This is a genomic window from Borrelia nietonii YOR (genome assembly GCF_023035795.1).
In the GTDB taxonomy this organism is placed as follows: domain Bacteria; phylum Spirochaetota; class Spirochaetia; order Borreliales; family Borreliaceae; genus Borrelia; species Borrelia hermsii.
Genome location: NZ_CP073151.1, coordinates 44236 through 60105, shown reverse-complemented (window position 1 = coordinate 60105; position 15870 = coordinate 44236). Strand labels below are relative to the sequence as shown.

The following is a 15870-nucleotide window of genomic DNA, read 5'->3' as shown; positions in this document are numbered from 1 at the left end:
TTATGATCTCCTATTATTTATTGTGTTTTATTACTAACCATAATAACTCAATAAATATTAAAAAGTAAACTTCTCTTTTAATAAAAAGATTTTTTGTAAAATTTAACAAAAATAATATAGCAAAAGTTTTGACAAAAACAATTTTTGCTATATTATTTTTGTTATAAAACACAGTAAATAATAGGAGATTAATATGACAAATATAAAAGCAACAAAAACAAAAGAGAAAATAGTAGAGGTAGGAATGGAGCAGCCAAGTTTGTATGATCAAAAAATGTTTGAAGGATTTGATTCATTTGCACATCAAAGTCAAGACCAGATTAATAAGGGACAAAAAAGTGTAAGTAAAATCAGCAGAATAGGACGCAAGCTATCAAGAATTGGCAAAAATGAATGTTTCAAGTTTAATAGCAAAGTTGATTTTAGTATTCAAAGGAATTCATTAAAGCGTATAGGAGCAAGTGAAGTTGGGAGTATGTTTATTGGAGCTGAGAGTGTTTCAAAATTAATGCTTGATAGGGTCTTGAAATTATTAGGAAAAGAGATTTCATTAGAAGAGAACTTAAGCATGAGGAAAGGAAAGCTACTTGAGAATTTAGGGTTTGATGAATTTGTACGTATGCATTCTGATGAGATTGCTGTTTTACATAAGAATAAATATGCAAATGGGATAGATAAATATAATTACTTCAAGAAGTTTAAGGGACGGGACAATTTGGTTGGCTCAACAATTGATGGTTGGTTTGAAAACCAAGAAGGGGAAGCAGAGCTTTTAGAAATTAAATGCAGTGATAATATTTATTTAAAGAGTGCTGTAATTGAATACAATAAGAATGGTAATTTTTTAGAAAACAAATACTTTTTCAAGTATTACGTTCAAGTGCAAATACAACTTTTATGTACAGGTTTAAGTAAGGGGAATCTGTTTTTTCTAATAGGTAATGAAGCTATTAATTGTGTAATTGAGAGGAATGATAAGTTTATTAATGAAGTAATGTTTGATGTTTCAACAATGGAAGCGGAAGTAAGTAGTATTTCTGAAGCTTTAAGAGCAAAGTATGATATTGAGAATATAGATTTAGATAGTTTAAGTGAACTAATTCAAGAAGGGATTGAGAGTAGTGAGGTATACAAATATTTTTCAGAATCAGAGTATAAAGATAACTTTCTAGAATTTGTAAGATGTACTGACCTGGAGATTGATGAAGAGAAGGATAATCTGTTGAAAGGATATCTTAGTGAAATTAGTACTTTGCAAACAGAGATAGAAGAAGCAGAAGAGATAGCTAAGAGTAGACATACACAAGAGCTATATAAGGCAACAAAACCCATGAAAGATAAACTTAAATCCCGAATAGATGAAATATTTGCAGAATTTTCATTAATGGAACATGTAAATTATAATTTTGAAGGTATTCTATTCTCTTTAGATACAACCAAGCGAGCTATTAAAGATAGATTTAAGTCTTTAAGTGGCAATATCAGTTTTCTTGCTAGTAGTTTAGATTCAGTGCAGCAATGGTCTGATATTGAAACTTCCATTGTAAGTGCTTAAGGTTGGAGGTTATGAGGATTAGCTTTATGGTAGTACTTTTACTAATTACTTATCAGGTTGTGAAGTTTTTATGTAAATTTAGCAAAAGAACTTTAGAAAAAATAATTTATGATTATTACTCAAGACAAGAATTTTTAGAGGATATGAGAAGACTTGATCATGATTTAAGACTCATGGAAATGATGAGTAGATTAAGGGATAAGGAGAGCTCTCATGTCTGATATTAATTCAGTAGTATTATCAGGACGTCTGACTAGAGACAGTGAAATTACTTACGTTAACAACAGCATTCCTATTTTGAAGTTTGGTTTAGCTAATAATAGGAGAATAAAAAGGAATAATGAATGGATAGATTATGCTCAATTTTTTGATTGTGTGCTTTTTGGGAGTAGAGCAGAAAGACTAATAGCATTTCTTTTAAAGGGGAAACAAGTTGTAGTTAATGGGTCTTTAAGGTATGAGAGTTGGGATGACAAGCGAACTGGTGATAAGAGAAGCAAGAGCAGCATTTTAGTGGATGAGATTCAAATACTAAGCCCATTACCTGCTTTAAGAGCACCTAATAAGGTTGATTCTGATGAAGGGTTTCATGAGGATATCCCTTTTTAGGAATGATATATTGCAATCAAAAATAATTGTAAGCTAAGGAGTTTTGAGTATGACCTATGCAAAAATTGAACTTGTAGAGAAGATGATGGACCAAAGAGATGAATTTGAAGAAGTTTTATTTAGTAAGGTAGTTGAGAAGGGAGCGGTAGTGCTTGTAAAACCTTACGATGAGGAATTTACTTGTTCATTGGCGAGGCATTATCTTGATATTTTTTTAAGGTTTTGCCTAAGGATTCCACATATTAAAGCTATATGTGGAATAACTAAGATTAAGGAAAAAAGTCTTTCTGTAAATAAGCATTTCAGGTCTTCTATGTTTGTGGACCTTATGTTAATTTTTTTTGAAGATTTATCGCTGTTTGAAGTTGAATTTCAAAGTATTAAATTTGATAGTAGAGGTTAAAGATTAAAGGTTAGAGGTTAAAGATGAAAATAACGCAAAATAATCCAAAGTTAATTTTAGAAATACGTCAGTGGGGATGTTACTTTTTATGTCTGCATTATTACATAGAACGATTTAAAAAATTGCAGTTTAGTATTAATGATATTAACAATAATTATCATAAATTTGTTGGTTTAGGATACATTAAAAGTAATTGTTATATTCTAAATCCATGCAGTATACTCCAAAGTTTTGGGATTAAGACAAGTGTGCGTTGGATAAGTCATTCTTACAGATGCACAAATAATGAATTTGAAATAAGTGAAGTTAAAATCAAAGGTGTATCAGGCTATCATTTTATAGCAACTAACGATACCAGTGTTCTTTATGATTCACTTACGCTTAAGGAAAGAGGAGTTGAATATCAAATTACATCAAGGAGAGTGTTTAGGAAACATTGAAACTGCTAGCTAGAGAGGGAAGTAAGTATCGTTATAGTAAGGTTATTATAAGTCTTTTTCCTAAGCATACTTCATATATTGAAGGATTTTTTGGAACAGGAGCAATCTTTTTTGCAAAACCATTAGCTTGTTACAATATACTCAATGATAATTCTCAGTTTATTTATAAGTTTTTTTATTATTTGCGACGAAATCCTGATTCACTTTATAAGAAGGTAAGAGACGCAATTATTTATGACAGAATTATAAATGAAAATCAAGACAAAATAGAATATATGGTTTTAAGAAGTTTGTATTCTCTATATGGTTCATATAACTTAACTATGAGGTTAGATAGAAGCAATTCTAAGAGATTATTTCTGGGTATGCTTAAGACTTATAAGTCTAGAGTAAAAGAGATGCTTGATTATGCAATATTTACTTCGCGTGATATCTTTGATTTTCTGGGTGCTTTGCCGAAAAGAGATAAGATCGCTTCAACATTTGTATATCTTGATCCACCATATTCAATTTCACGTGGAAGTCTTGCTGATAATCGGGGGTGGAATTTAGATTCTCTTGAGAGGCTCATTGTAGAGATGAAGAGATATAATTGGCAATTTGCAATAAGTGAATTTGATGATTTAAGGGTTTTAGAACTTTTCTTGAAATATAATCTTAATGTTAATTATATAGCTCGTTCAACTGGAATAGCTAATACTTTTGGGCATACTAAACATGAAATACTTGCAACTTCATATAGAACCAGTAAATCAAGTATGAGTTGTAAAAATACTCGTTATATTCAACTTGAAATGTTTAAAGAGAAAGCGTGAATTTGTATTCTTAATTTGTGTATAAAAAAAGACTCTACTTCTCTGAATCTTTTAGAGTCTTTTTTTATTTTAAAAATGAAATATTGGTTTAAACTTTCAGGATTTATATGTATTATACACTAAATAATTGCCAAAAACTAGAGCTTAGCAAATAATTTATTGTTAAAAAAAATACCTAAGAACCAATCCTTAGATATTTATATCATATTTATATGCGGTAAATGAGTTTTGATAATAACTTTAGTAGAAGTATATAATAAATTAGCAAAAATTGTAAGTTATTTCAAGCTAGTTTTGATATCTTTGTAAGCATTAATTTTACTTGCATGGGAGAGTCCATAAACATTATCAATCTCAGTAGTAGATGAGTATTTCATAAGTTCTTTAATTTCAAATGAGTTGTATCCTTTAGATTTTAGTGAGGCAATAAATATATTTCTACATATATGTAAAGATTTACGGTGTTTAAATCCTGCGCTCTCTGAAGCAATGATTTAAATTGTTTTGAAATCTTAATTATGCTAATTCTATTGTCACGGAATTTGTGTTTACTCTTTTGAAAAAGATAAGTACGCCTTTTGTCTTTTCCTTTGCTTGCAAAATGTTCTTGATGTATTTGCATAATAGCATAAAATTCAGACTCACTAATAACTACTTCTCTTATGCAGATACTACTTCTCTTCTTTGCTACATTAACACGAAGAGAATAGAATACTTCACCATCACAGCTTGTTTCTTTTGATACATCAGATAGTCTTACATTTTGTATCTCAACACCTCTGCAACCAGTAATACTTAAGATATATACAAACCATCCTGAGATTGGGTTGATTTGTATAAGCTTTTTTATACATTTTTTTACTAGTTTGGTTGTTTTGTCATTTAGATAGAATCTTACAGGAGTGTTTTTTGATTGTTTTGAAGCTTTATTTTTACTCTTAAGTGTACTTTTAAGTTGTGACAATTCTTCATTGAGGCATTCATTTTGCTTTATTAGTTCATTAATAAAGTTAAGATTACTGTTAGTTAAGAGTTCCTTTTCATGCATTTTATTGTTAACTAAAGATTTTAAAAATATTTAAAATTAGTTACAAAAATGTTAGCAAATACTTGTATTGTAAGTCAATTCTAACGTCGCTTCATTGTATATAAAATACCCCCTCTAAGGTACTTTATGTAAATAGAAAGGGTACTTTTTGATATGTTAGGTTAATATTTCTAGTATACTTTATCCTATCTTTAACAAATACTTGAAAATATCCTCTACATATACTCTATTTGTCTTTTTAGTGGATCTTCATTTTACAATGGTACGTATTGCTCTTTAAAATTTAACCTCTTTCTTTTTGTTAACCAATTGTTTACTTTTTATCTTCTTTTACCATTTTTGTAACCAGTTTAATTTATTTATCTTTACTATTGTTTCTAACAATCCCTATTCGTTTATTTTCCTTCTTTGTTTTTTTTGATTTAAACAATATGTAGCAGTTTTTCTTATGTTGTGTGAGCTTCTTATAAGTCTTAATTGTTTTTGTAAAGTTGATTGTTTTGTTATAGAGTTTATATTGGTTTTTGTTAAGTTTTGTTAATTTAGACTAGGTTTAAAGAGATATGAGAAGAGCAAAGAAGTCATTTGATGATTATGTTGTGTATTTTAAAGAAGGCAGGCTTAATGACGCACAAATAGCAAAAGAGATGGGAGTAAGTCGTGTTAATGTAGGAAAGATGAGACGCAAGTGGGAAGAGGTTAAGGATGACCATGAATACGTTAAAGAAACTGCTAAGCTTACTATTCGTGAGGATACTTTAACTAATATTTTGCTTCATGCTTCACAAAGTACAGCCCAAGCGCGTGATCTTAAAAGTCAGTTCAGTATGGCCAGAAGCATGTTGGGAATTGAATTTATAAATTCATTTAGTCGTTATTTAGAGTTGGAACTTAAAGCCCATAATCACGAGATAGAAATATTAGAATCTAAGATTATAAGTCTTGATAATAAAATTAGGGATAATAATCTTTCGCATTCAGATGAAGAGAGTAAGAGGCTTGAAGAATTAAAACTTAAACTGGATGAACTTAAAAGGGAAAGAGAACTTAAGAAGATGTCACTTTATTATAAGACAATGCTTAAGCTTAAAGCTACTGATGTTGATGTGAGATCTAAATTTTAAATTTAAAGGTTAGGAAATGGATATATATAAACTACCTCTTTTTAAGGAAATGCAAAAAGAATACAAGCGTGAATTTGGTATTGATATAGCAGATTTAATTAAACTGAAAGCAACTGTAATTGATTTTAGAGGGTTTGAGAAGACATATCTAACTAAGAAACAATGTGAGGTTTTAAAATTAATTGAGAATAATAATCAAAGTAAAATTATCCTGTCAGGTGGTATTGCCAGTGGTAAAACATTCTTGGCTTGCTATTTATATCTAAAGATGCTCATTAAGAATAGACATTTTTATAAACAGGATACCAATAATTTTATATTAGGTAATTCACAAAAATCATTAGAGATTAATGTTTTAGGGCAGTTTGAAAAGATTGCTAGCATGCTAAGAGTACCCTTTACGCCAAAGTTTTCTAATACATCATATTTTGAAATAGACTCCTTAAGAGTCAATCTATATGGTGGAGATAAGGCAAGTGATTTTGAAAGGTTTAGAGGAAGTAATTCCGCTCTTATTTACGTTAATGAAGCAACTACACTGCATAAAGAAACATTAATAGAATGTTTAAAGAGACTTAGAGTAGGTATGGAAACTATTATATTTGATACAAATCCAGACAGTCCAGAACATTTTTTTAAAACTGATTACATTGATAACAAGAAAACTTATGCTACATATAACTTTACAACATATGATAATGAACTAATATCAAAAGAATTTATTAAAACCCAAGAAGAGATTTACAGGGACATGCCAACATATAAAGCAAGGGTACTTTTGGGAGAATGGGTTGCCTCATACGATTCGATATTTACCAATATTAATCTTACAAGTAATCATGAATTTATAAGTCCAATAGCATATTTAGATCCTGCATACAGCATTGGAGGTGATAATACTGCCCTTTGTGTTTTAGAAAGAGTAGATCAAAAGTATTATGCATTTATATTTCAAGAGAAGTTACCAGTCAGTGATCCTAAGGTATTAAATACAATTAAAACTATTTTAACAAACCTTAATGTACATACACTATATGTTGAAGATAGGGATGATACTTCTGGGCATGGGAATGTGACTAAAACCTTTCTTAAACTTAGAGCAGGTATGAATCATGAGTTTAGAATTGCGCCAATTAAACCTATAAGTAATAAATTTACTAGAATTGCTACGTTAATAGGACCATTTGCAAGTTCTAACTTAAGTATTATGTACTATTCAAGCAAGTCAGCAATTGCTGATATTTATAAGTACAAAGGAGATGGAAAGAGTGCTGATGATTCATTAGATAGCCTATCAGCAGCATATATGTTATTGACTTTGGGTATACGTTCTCTTAAAGCACATTTTACTAAAAGAAGGTTCCTATAACACTTAAAATATTATATAATAATTAAATAAGGAGATTTTTATGGGACTTGCACAACCAGTAATTACACAACAAATGGTTATAGCAGAACTTACCAAAGCTGGGATAAATAGAGAGATTGCTATTGATCTGTCTTACAGATATTATCGCAATGAGCTTACTTACAAAGACATTGAGTATTTAGAGACTACTTTTAACCTTAAGCTTGAAAAGCTTGAGGCAAGCTTAAAATCTGATATTAGAGACCTTGATAATAAGATTGACTATTACTGTTGAGAATAATCTTAACTAACATTATACTTAAAATTTCTCTTCCTGATAAAGATTGATACTGTTGAGAAATTGAATTAAAATCTGATATTAGAGACCTTGACAACAAGATTGATAACGTTAGAAATGAATTAAAATCTGATATTAGAGACCTTGATAATAAGATTGATACTGTTGAGAATAATCTTAAATAAAGATTACTACTCAACCTTGATAAAGAATACTTTGAGAATAACTAAATGAAATTGTACTGAAATTACTGAACTTGATAACAAGATTGATACTAATACAATAGAACTTAAGAGCACATTAAGATTACATAATTGGATGTTTGGGACTCTTATCACCCTTAATATAGGAATATTTTTAGCATTAATATCACTATTAGTAAAGTAAATTTATTTAACTAGCCCCTTATTTAATTGACTTTCTGTCAATTATTTTTTCCCGTCATTTTTTTTACAAAAATTATTTAATTTTTTGTTAGAAACAATTAGCAAAAATTAATTATTGCATTATACTTGCTATCGTTAAAGGTTAAATAAGCCATGAGCTTAAATTTTAAGATTAATTCAAGAGATTTATATAAATATTCAATATTTTTTAGAAACTACATTTCAAATGTAGCAGAAGATTGCCTTAAGAATGGAATCACTTTAAATAGTGTAACTACTGCTTTGAATGTTAATGATGCTTTAGAAACGTTAAAAATAGAGCTAAAAGCAACATTATTGCAGTGTCTTATTAGTTATCGTTTTAATGGTGTTGGATACATTTTAGTTAAAACAGCAGATCAGCTACAAGATTTATACTTGGAAGTAAATAAAGAATTGCCTATTGGGTTTATGTATCTTGATTATAGTAATGTTCGTGATGAGGGGCCTGATGCTACTTATATAACATATACTTTAAAAGTAAATACAGATGAGAAGATATCTTATAAGGAAATAAAGATACATAAGAGCAGGGTAATCATACACTCCAATTATGATTATGTGCTTAAAGCATACAGCCCATGTTATACGCAAAGCTTTTTGCTTAATATATATCTTTTTGAACAAATATATAAAGAAATAGAAAAGCGAATAGAGAGTCATAACTTTTTATTTTACAGGGATGAATCATTAGTATCATTACAAGATGCCTTAAGTAATGCTACAACCTCATTAGAACTTTTAACTAAGGGTGTTAATGATAGGGCGAGCATATTTCCTAATATCTTTAAAAGAAATGATTTAAATGAGAATCATATAAGTGCGTTTAAGAGTGTAAATAGAGATTTAGAAAGAGAGCTTTCTAGACTTAAATCCAACTTAAATAATGAAGGAATATTTTACAGTGGCACACCAGATGCCTCACTGGAGGTTATTAAGTATGACTTAACCTATTTAAAGGAAGCATTAGCATTAGTAAAAGCAAAGATAGGTGCTGACACAAAAGAACCACTAACAAGGAGCTTTAATGAACAAGTTAAGGGACTGGGAAGTGATGGTAAGGGGGACAGATCGAATTACTATGACTTTCTAAAAGGTGTTCAAGAAGAGCTAGAAATTAATTGTAATAGTAAACTGGGTAAGCATTACTACTTAGACATGAGATTTAATTCATTGCATGTGCTAACTGAAGAAGAAAAGTATGAGAGAGATTCTAGACTTATAGAATTAACCCTTAAATATAAGGAATTAGAATCAAGCAATACGTTAAGTCAAAGAGAACTTGACGCTTTAAGATCAAAATTATTTTTTTATGAAGGCTAAAAGGAGATTTTATGAACAAAAAAACACAAGAAAATGTAGATAGCGCGCAAAAGGATAACTTGATGCAAAGTACAGAGGATAATAAAGAGGATAAAAATAGTATTACTTTAAGTTTAAAGGAATATGAAGAATATAAAGCATATAAAGCAACAAGAGAATCTGATAGTCAGAATTTAAGTATTAATGAGAGGATATCAAAGGAGCTTGCCGATACGCAAGCACGCTTGGAAGAAGAAAATAAATTATTAAGTGAGGCTTCTCGTATTAATGAGATTGATACTTTAGCACGCAAACATTTAAGTTCGCATTTTAATAAAGAAACACTACTTGCTAAAGGCTACTTATTAAAAGATATAATGCAAGCACAACGTAGGGAACTTGTTAGGAAGTACGTACCAGCTGAAGACATTCAAGCTATTGCTAAGGTAAGAGATACTAGTCATTTAGATGGAGAAGTGCTTGAACAACTTGTAAACCTTGCTAAAGTAAATATAAAGAAAAGAATCCAAGCTACAAGTATCAGTTCCAAAGGTGAGATTAAACTTAACTTAACAAATGAGGATATATCAATCTTAGATCCTAACTTTAGTCCCCAAAACTTTAATGAGTTTAATATTTCTATTGCTAATGCTTATAAAGAGAGAAGAAATGAGTTTTATAAGCTTGGAAAACAAAAAACCGCTTAAGGAGATAAGTATATATGTCACAGGCCATAACACAACTAAAAACTGAATATGATAAGAAAGTAAAAGAAATACAAGACCTAATGAAGAACCCGAATAGAGATGCTGGTCTTTTTCATGTAGATATAGGTTTTCAGGATAAAGGAGTACACTTTGCAAATCAAGGTGGGACTATAACTAGCAGTGTTGACAGATTAGAAAATTATCCTGTTAAAGGATATCCATACAAGAGAGGAATTAAGTTATCTTTTGAGGATGGTTATGAACCTTGTGTTGAAGCTTGTGGTGGTGCTGACCTTTATGGAATATGTACTGATATAGATGAATTTACTGGTACTGCCACAGTAATGCCAATAACAAACAATTTTACTGGATATTTGGTAGTAAAAAAAAGTAGTCAATCTTCCATTACACCTGGCGTAAAAGTGAAATTTGATACGAATGGAGAGATTGAAAATGACAGTGGTTCAGGTTCTCGTATTATTAATGGTATTGCCTTATCAAAGGCATTTAAAATCAATGAAAATCTATACATAGCGCTTGTAAGTATATTTGGAAATAGAGGGGTCAGCTAAAAGTGAGTAGCAATGGTCAGCAAGCAAGCTTAACACCAAATGTGCCAAATGAATCACTTGATCCTGACATTTATTCTTCAATGGATGATACTGAAATTGTCCAGTTTTTAAAACAACAAGTAGAACAAGAAGCTTCCATACAAGAGAACTCTACACAGGGGAGGAGAAGAGGTAAGAGACATGCAGCGGCACTAGAGACTGCTGAGGGTAAGACCCTTAAAGAGGGTATCTTAAAATTAAAGAAATACTCTAAAAGTTTTAATGATGAGCCTGCTGTTTTTAAAGCCAAGACTGGATTTAGAGATAAAAATTTAACATTTGATGCTATATGTCAATCTTTATCAAGTAGCACAGATAAATTAGAAGAATACCCAGCTTTTGGATTTCCATACAAACGTGCTGTTAAATTAAAAATTGAAACAGGTAAACCTGATGAAGTTCAAGTAGAAGTTTCTGATGGCAAAAATATGTATGGAATATGCATTGATATTAATGAATATACTAATATCGCAACAGTAATACCAATAACAAATAATTTTGAAGGATATGTATTTGCGCAAAATTCTTCTGGTATTCAGGTTGGTGATAAATTAGATTTCAATTCAAATGGAGAAGCCTTTAAGACATCTAGTTCTTCATCAGTTTCAATTAATGCAATTGCACTTAGTAACATATTTACTTTGCAGCTTACTGATGATGAATCTAAAAAAGGACAAGAAGATTATAAATTGTATTTAGTAAAGATAGCTCTTTATGGTAATAAGGCAGTTTCTTAAAATAGGAGGATTAAAGTGTCAAATGTAACTCAGTTAGTAAAACAATATGAAGATAAAGCTAAAGAGCTTAAAAAGCTGATGAAGAATCCTACCAGGGATGCTGGTACTTTTAGTAATACAGCTGATTTTAGGAATAAAAATTTACATTTTAGTAATTCTGGTGGAACTGTAACTAGTAGGCACGACAAATTTAAGAATTATTTTTTTAAAGGTTATCCATATAAAAGAGGAGTAAAGCTTGTTGTAGATACAACATCAGATAATAGTAAACCACACTATGAACCACATGTTGAAGCTGGGGGTGAGGATGACCTTTATGGTATCTGCACAGATATTGATGAGTTTACACAAACTGCTACAGTAATACCTATTACAAATAGCTTTCAAGGGTATCTTGTTGCAAAAGACAATTCTATTAAGAGAAAAGATAAGCTTAAATTTAACTCAGATGGTCAGGTTGAAAAGAATAGTTCAAGTAATAACAAAATTAGTGTAGTAGCCCTATCAGATTCAATTGAACTTGATAGTACCGAAAAGAAACTTTACGTAGTACATGTAGCTGTTTATGGCAATAAAGGTAAACCAAGTTAATAAATTAAAGGAGTTTGAAGATGTCAGAATTATATGATCAAAATTATTATGCTAAGGAAATATCAAATATATTTTCTGAAATAAAGTTACCAGTATTTTACAACTGGTTTTCAAATGAACAAATCGAAGATGTTGATTTAAAGACCGGGTACTTAAGAACAATAAAATGGGATGCGTTTCTTAATGCCAACCCTACAACATTAGTAAATGAAGTTAATACTATTGCAACAATAGGATTTAGGTCAGAAGCAGTCAAGCTTAACTACCTTAAATTACAATATAAGTTTAGACATTTAAAGCAAACTTCTGAACAGTTTTATAAAAATAATGATTATGCAGGCGATGTAAATAATAATTTATTGCCTTTCAAGGAAGCATATAAGCTTGCAATTAATGAGATTATTAAACTTATAAATCACTTCATATTAACGGGTACTGTTTCAATCCAAAAAGATGGAAAGAATCAAAAACGTATGCTTCCTAATATGTATGGCCTACTTAATATGCCAGATCAAGTCAAAGAAGAAGTAAGCAGTAGTGATAAAGATAAGATGGATAAGATCTTTGAAAAGATTGAATCAGGACTTGCAAAGTTAGAACTTGGTGATGAATTTTCTACTCCTATGATGGTATTAGTTGACCAAGCAACCAGTTTGAAACTTGTAAAACCATATGCAATACCAAATGCGTCCTCATCATCTAATATTTATTCTTCAACTGACTCTTGGGAAGACTTTTTGGTTAAGACTATTAAAGCTGTTAATAATAGACAAGAAGTTTACGTAGAGACAAGTAACTTACTCTCAAATCAGATACTAATTTATCCATTAAATGCAGAACTAATTAAATTTAAACCAAGTAAATATATGTTACCAATGCCAAATGAACAAGTTGATAAGGATTCAACTGATATTGCTCATTCATACATTGATTTTGTACTTGGTGGACTTTTGGCAACACAGAAGACTATTTTAAGAGTTGATATTAAGCAAAGTTAAGGAATTGTGACTTATGGATAGTGATGTAGAATCATCAGAAGGTTTTGGAGAGCTTTACTTACGAATTAAAGCTCTCTTAGATTTATCTGAAGAGGATTTAAGTTTTGCAAAGTTTGAAGAACAAGCAAAGCTACTTGAGATGATACTTAATACACGTGGTGTTAACCTTAGCACATTAAATATTAGTCAAGCATCTCTACTGCTTTATTATCACATAGGTTGCCATCTAAAGCGTTCTGGTGTGATTCGTGAGTTTGGTCTTGAGAAAATCAAAAAAGAAAAATTTGGTGAGCTTGAGATTGATTATTATCCATCCTCAGGTACCGAATTGAATTGTGGGAGTAAAGATTATTGTTCCTCTTTTGAAGAGCTTATCACACAAATTAAGTCAGGAGCGCGTAAGACTTACTGCATAGGTGTTGTGTAATGAGCACAAGAGACAGGCTTGCTAGTATGGCAGAACGCATGATTGGCAGGTTTCGTGAAGAATCATACTTCCTGTTTTACAAAGGAACATATTCGCATGATGATGAGTTTGAAAGCCCTGAGATTAATTTCGATAAAAATAATTACACTCAATTTGTTGGAATTATTATCGATATCTCTCCACAAGAACTTGTAAAAATTAATGACTCTAATATTTATGATTTGAAAAACTTATCAAAGCTTTATACAAATGCTGAGATTAATTTTGAAATTAAAGACAGAGTATCACTTGAAGGTTCATTTTTTGAAATTATAAATATTGACTCTAGCGTTGGTTATAAGACTTTAATTTTACGGGGTTTAGAATGGAGATAAAAGGTTTTAGAGAAATAGAATTAGAGATTGGTTGGTTTGGGGGGCGTGCTTTGGTAGCATTTATACATGAAATGGGTACTAAGAATTTACCCATACGTAAGCACTTGACCGAAGTAGCTAATTCTTCTCAGTTTAGAGAGTACGTTAATACCAATTACATGAATAATGAATTTAATAAAGGCATTCAAAATGGTATGAATGCTTTGGGAAATGCATTCATAGAATATTATAAAAATTACGTATTAGCATCTAAAGTAAAACCTGCACTCTCTCCTAAGACAATTGCTTTAAAAAAGAGAAGGGGTAGCAAAACACCTGAGGTACCACTCAGTTGCAGCGGACTTATGCTTAAGACCATTGAATATAGGATAAATGAATGATACTGGATATTACTACTATAAAGCAATCTCTGATATCAGTTTTAAAAGACTTCACTAAATTTGCAAGCATTCATAAACTTGATGTTGATATTATAAATACGCATAACCATCCATACATGTCTGAACATACAATAAAAAAGCCCAATATCCTTGCAATAAAATTTGAAAATCTTGAAGGTCTTTTTAATCACAACTTAAGAACCGGTTCATTTTACAAAAATGTAAATGAATTTGGTATCTGTTTCCAAATCTATTTCATGGCATTTGCAAACGTTAATAAAAATGCATATAAGAGACTTATGTCACTTTATACGTTATTTAGTGATTTTTTACATGACTTAGGTACCCAAAGTTGTTCGTTCAAACCTGAAGAAGGTATAAGCACTCATGAAATAGAGCTAAAGTTTTACATTTATGCTACAACCAATATGCAAAATTCTGGTCTTATTGATATTGAAAGCAATTATAGTAAGTTAGCATACTCTGCAAGTTGTGGTTTTAAAGCTAATGTACAAGTAAAAGAAAACCAAATTAAGGAGGAAGAACAGAATGCCACAAGATACAATCAGTGTGAATTTGGCACATTCTGAATTAGATATAAACTATGTAAGTTACTATACACCCTTACTAGTGTATAAATGTGCAAAGATCAAACTCAATGATTCAACACCTAAGATAAAGATATTAAACTTAAATATAAATAGCTTTGAAAAACAAATCGAGGCACTTGAAAAGGAAGGAAATAATGGTGAGGATGAATTTAATAAGGAGAGAGAATACCTAAAAAAAGCAATGCAAGCATTCTTCTCAGCAGGTGATGCCGGACTTAGATCAGTCAAGCTACTTATATATAAAGAGGGAACCGAAGCAAAGGCAATTAAAACCCAACTTAAAGACAATAGATATACTTTTGTTGCCCTTATTAATACTTATTCAAGTAACAGTGATGGTGGTGATGGGCTTACAATATATAAGGATGATTATACTCATTTTAAAGACCCTGCTCACTTCTTTGTATTTGCAACAAAAGAATCTGAAATAAAAGAGTTGTTTAAAAATGGTACGAATTCTAAATCTAAAATTATTGTTATCCACTCTAAAGGAGAGGAATACTTACACTTAAGATTTATATCTAAATACTTACATGAAGCTAGTATTTTTCATGCTGTAAACCCTTATGGACTTAAGTTTAGCGGTATGAGTCCTATTACTGATGATTCTATAACCTGTAAACTTAGGAATGCTAATATTAACTTTTACTCATTGCTTAATGAGACTGGTCTTGATGGTGTTATGGCTTTTAAGGAAGGAGTAACTCTTGAAGGAACTCCCATTGACGAATTATTTACTTATCATTATATCAAATCTGAACTTACATCCGAGCTTATTAGAGTATGGAATGTTAATGGTAGACAGAATAGTAAACTATCAGAACTACAACTCTCAGGAAAAAGAGATAATGCTTACAGTGCTGCTGTTGAATGTATGCTTAAACGTTTCATTGATAGGAATATTATTGTTGCTTACTCCAAGCTTAAGATTCACATATCACCAACACCCGAGCTAAAGCTTTTCTTATCAATAGAGATTACTTATAACCACTCTATGAACGCTGTCCTTTTAAACATTACAGCACAAGATATAAATAGTTATATAAATAGCTTGAAGGAGAATTGAG

General features: G+C 30.5%; 19 protein-coding genes and 2 pseudogenes. 20 read left to right on the top strand and 1 reads right to left on the bottom strand.

The window, feature by feature from the left end; genetic code table 11:
* Window positions 1–193 precede the first annotated feature (193 nt).
* Genes bhYOR_RS05215 through bhYOR_RS05190 form a run of 6 tightly spaced genes read left to right on the top strand, consistent with a single transcriptional unit; the run spans window position 194 to window position 3822 of the window.
* On the top strand, window positions 194–1555 hold the full coding sequence (locus bhYOR_RS05215; RefSeq protein WP_247088378.1) for a DUF244 domain-containing protein: 1362 nt from the start codon (window positions 194–196) through the stop codon (window positions 1553–1555).
* A gap of 26 nt (window positions 1556–1581) precedes the next feature.
* Window positions 1582–1776 carry a hypothetical protein gene (locus tag bhYOR_RS05210; RefSeq protein WP_025434177.1) on the top strand — a complete coding sequence of 65 codons (195 nt, stop codon included), beginning with the start codon at window positions 1582–1584 and terminating at the stop codon, window positions 1774–1776.
* Window positions 1769–2164: a single-stranded DNA-binding protein gene (locus tag bhYOR_RS05205; RefSeq protein WP_247088376.1), complete on the top strand. Its 396-nt coding sequence runs from the start codon at window positions 1769–1771 to the stop codon at window positions 2162–2164. The genes bhYOR_RS05210 and bhYOR_RS05205 overlap by 8 nt, the downstream gene beginning before the upstream one ends.
* Window positions 2165–2213: 49 nt before the next feature.
* Window positions 2214–2567, top strand: coding sequence for a hypothetical protein (locus bhYOR_RS05200; RefSeq protein ID WP_247088287.1), 354 nt, complete (start codon window positions 2214–2216; stop codon window positions 2565–2567).
* A gap of 23 nt (window positions 2568–2590) precedes the next feature.
* Window positions 2591–3007 (top strand): DUF261 domain-containing protein, encoded by a 417-nt coding sequence (locus tag bhYOR_RS05195; protein ID WP_025434179.1) that lies wholly within the window; start codon window positions 2591–2593, stop codon window positions 3005–3007.
* Entirely contained in the window at window positions 3004–3822 is an 819-nt protein-coding gene (locus bhYOR_RS05190) for a DNA adenine methylase (protein ID WP_247088374.1), read from the top strand. The genes bhYOR_RS05195 and bhYOR_RS05190 overlap by 4 nt, the downstream gene beginning before the upstream one ends.
* A 278-nt stretch (window positions 3823–4100) precedes the next feature.
* On the opposite strand, the pseudogene bhYOR_RS05185 reads toward bhYOR_RS05190, so the two are convergent.
* Window positions 4101–4870: pseudogene (locus bhYOR_RS05185) on the bottom strand (tyrosine-type recombinase/integrase).
* 563 nt (window positions 4871–5433) lie between these two features.
* On the opposite strand from bhYOR_RS05185, the gene bhYOR_RS05180 reads away from it, so the two are divergent.
* The 14 genes and pseudogenes from bhYOR_RS05180 (at window position 5434) to bhYOR_RS05115 (ending at window position 15869) form a co-directional block, all read left to right on the top strand.
* Window positions 5434–5994, top strand: coding sequence for a DUF603 domain-containing protein (locus bhYOR_RS05180; protein ID WP_247088372.1), 561 nt, complete (start codon window positions 5434–5436; stop codon window positions 5992–5994).
* Window positions 5995–6010: 16 nt separating this feature from the next.
* Window positions 6011–7363, top strand: coding sequence for a PBSX family phage terminase large subunit (locus tag bhYOR_RS05175; protein ID WP_247088323.1), 1353 nt, complete (start codon window positions 6011–6013; stop codon window positions 7361–7363).
* A gap of 40 nt (window positions 7364–7403) precedes the next feature.
* Window positions 7404–8027: pseudogene (gene bdr / locus bhYOR_RS08365) on the top strand (Bdr family repetitive protein).
* 152 nt (window positions 8028–8179) lie between these two features.
* Window positions 8180–9388 (top strand): anti-CBASS protein Acb1 family protein, encoded by a 1209-nt coding sequence (locus bhYOR_RS05165; RefSeq protein ID WP_247088320.1) that lies wholly within the window; start codon window positions 8180–8182, stop codon window positions 9386–9388.
* Between the two features lie 11 nt (window positions 9389–9399).
* Window positions 9400–10074, top strand: coding sequence for a DUF1357 family protein (locus bhYOR_RS05160; protein WP_025400152.1), 675 nt, complete (start codon window positions 9400–9402; stop codon window positions 10072–10074).
* Between the two features lie 14 nt (window positions 10075–10088).
* Window positions 10089–10646: a DUF228 domain-containing protein gene (locus bhYOR_RS05155; RefSeq protein WP_025400151.1), complete on the top strand. Its 558-nt coding sequence runs from the start codon at window positions 10089–10091 to the stop codon at window positions 10644–10646.
* A gap of 2 nt (window positions 10647–10648) precedes the next feature.
* Complete coding sequence (locus bhYOR_RS05150; protein ID WP_025434167.1) at window positions 10649–11422, top strand: DUF228 domain-containing protein; 774 nt, start codon at window positions 10649–10651, stop codon at window positions 11420–11422.
* 15 nt (window positions 11423–11437) lie between these two features.
* On the top strand, window positions 11438–12013 hold the full coding sequence (locus bhYOR_RS05145) for a DUF228 domain-containing protein (RefSeq protein ID WP_025400150.1): 576 nt from the start codon (window positions 11438–11440) through the stop codon (window positions 12011–12013).
* 20 nt (window positions 12014–12033) lie between these two features.
* Complete coding sequence (locus bhYOR_RS05140) at window positions 12034–13011, top strand: hypothetical protein (RefSeq protein ID WP_041178756.1); 978 nt, start codon at window positions 12034–12036, stop codon at window positions 13009–13011.
* A 13-nt stretch (window positions 13012–13024) separates the two neighbouring features.
* Window positions 13025–13438, top strand: coding sequence for a DUF3890 domain-containing protein (locus bhYOR_RS05135; RefSeq protein ID WP_247088318.1), 414 nt, complete (start codon window positions 13025–13027; stop codon window positions 13436–13438).
* Entirely contained in the window at window positions 13438–13812 is a 375-nt protein-coding gene (locus bhYOR_RS05130) for a DUF1506 family protein (protein WP_025434322.1), read from the top strand. The genes bhYOR_RS05135 and bhYOR_RS05130 overlap by 1 nt, the downstream gene beginning before the upstream one ends.
* A complete protein-coding gene (locus tag bhYOR_RS05125) occupies window positions 13803–14192 on the top strand; it encodes a hypothetical protein (RefSeq protein ID WP_025407097.1) in 390 nt (129 codons plus the stop codon). Before bhYOR_RS05130 ends, bhYOR_RS05125 begins: the two co-directional genes overlap by 10 nt.
* Window positions 14189–14782: a DUF764 family protein gene (locus bhYOR_RS05120; protein ID WP_247088362.1), complete on the top strand. Its 594-nt coding sequence runs from the start codon at window positions 14189–14191 to the stop codon at window positions 14780–14782. The genes bhYOR_RS05125 and bhYOR_RS05120 overlap by 4 nt, the downstream gene beginning before the upstream one ends.
* Complete coding sequence (locus bhYOR_RS05115) at window positions 14742–15869, top strand: DUF787 family protein (protein WP_247088353.1); 1128 nt, start codon at window positions 14742–14744, stop codon at window positions 15867–15869. The genes bhYOR_RS05120 and bhYOR_RS05115 overlap by 41 nt, the downstream gene beginning before the upstream one ends.
* Window position 15870 lies beyond the last annotated feature (1 nt).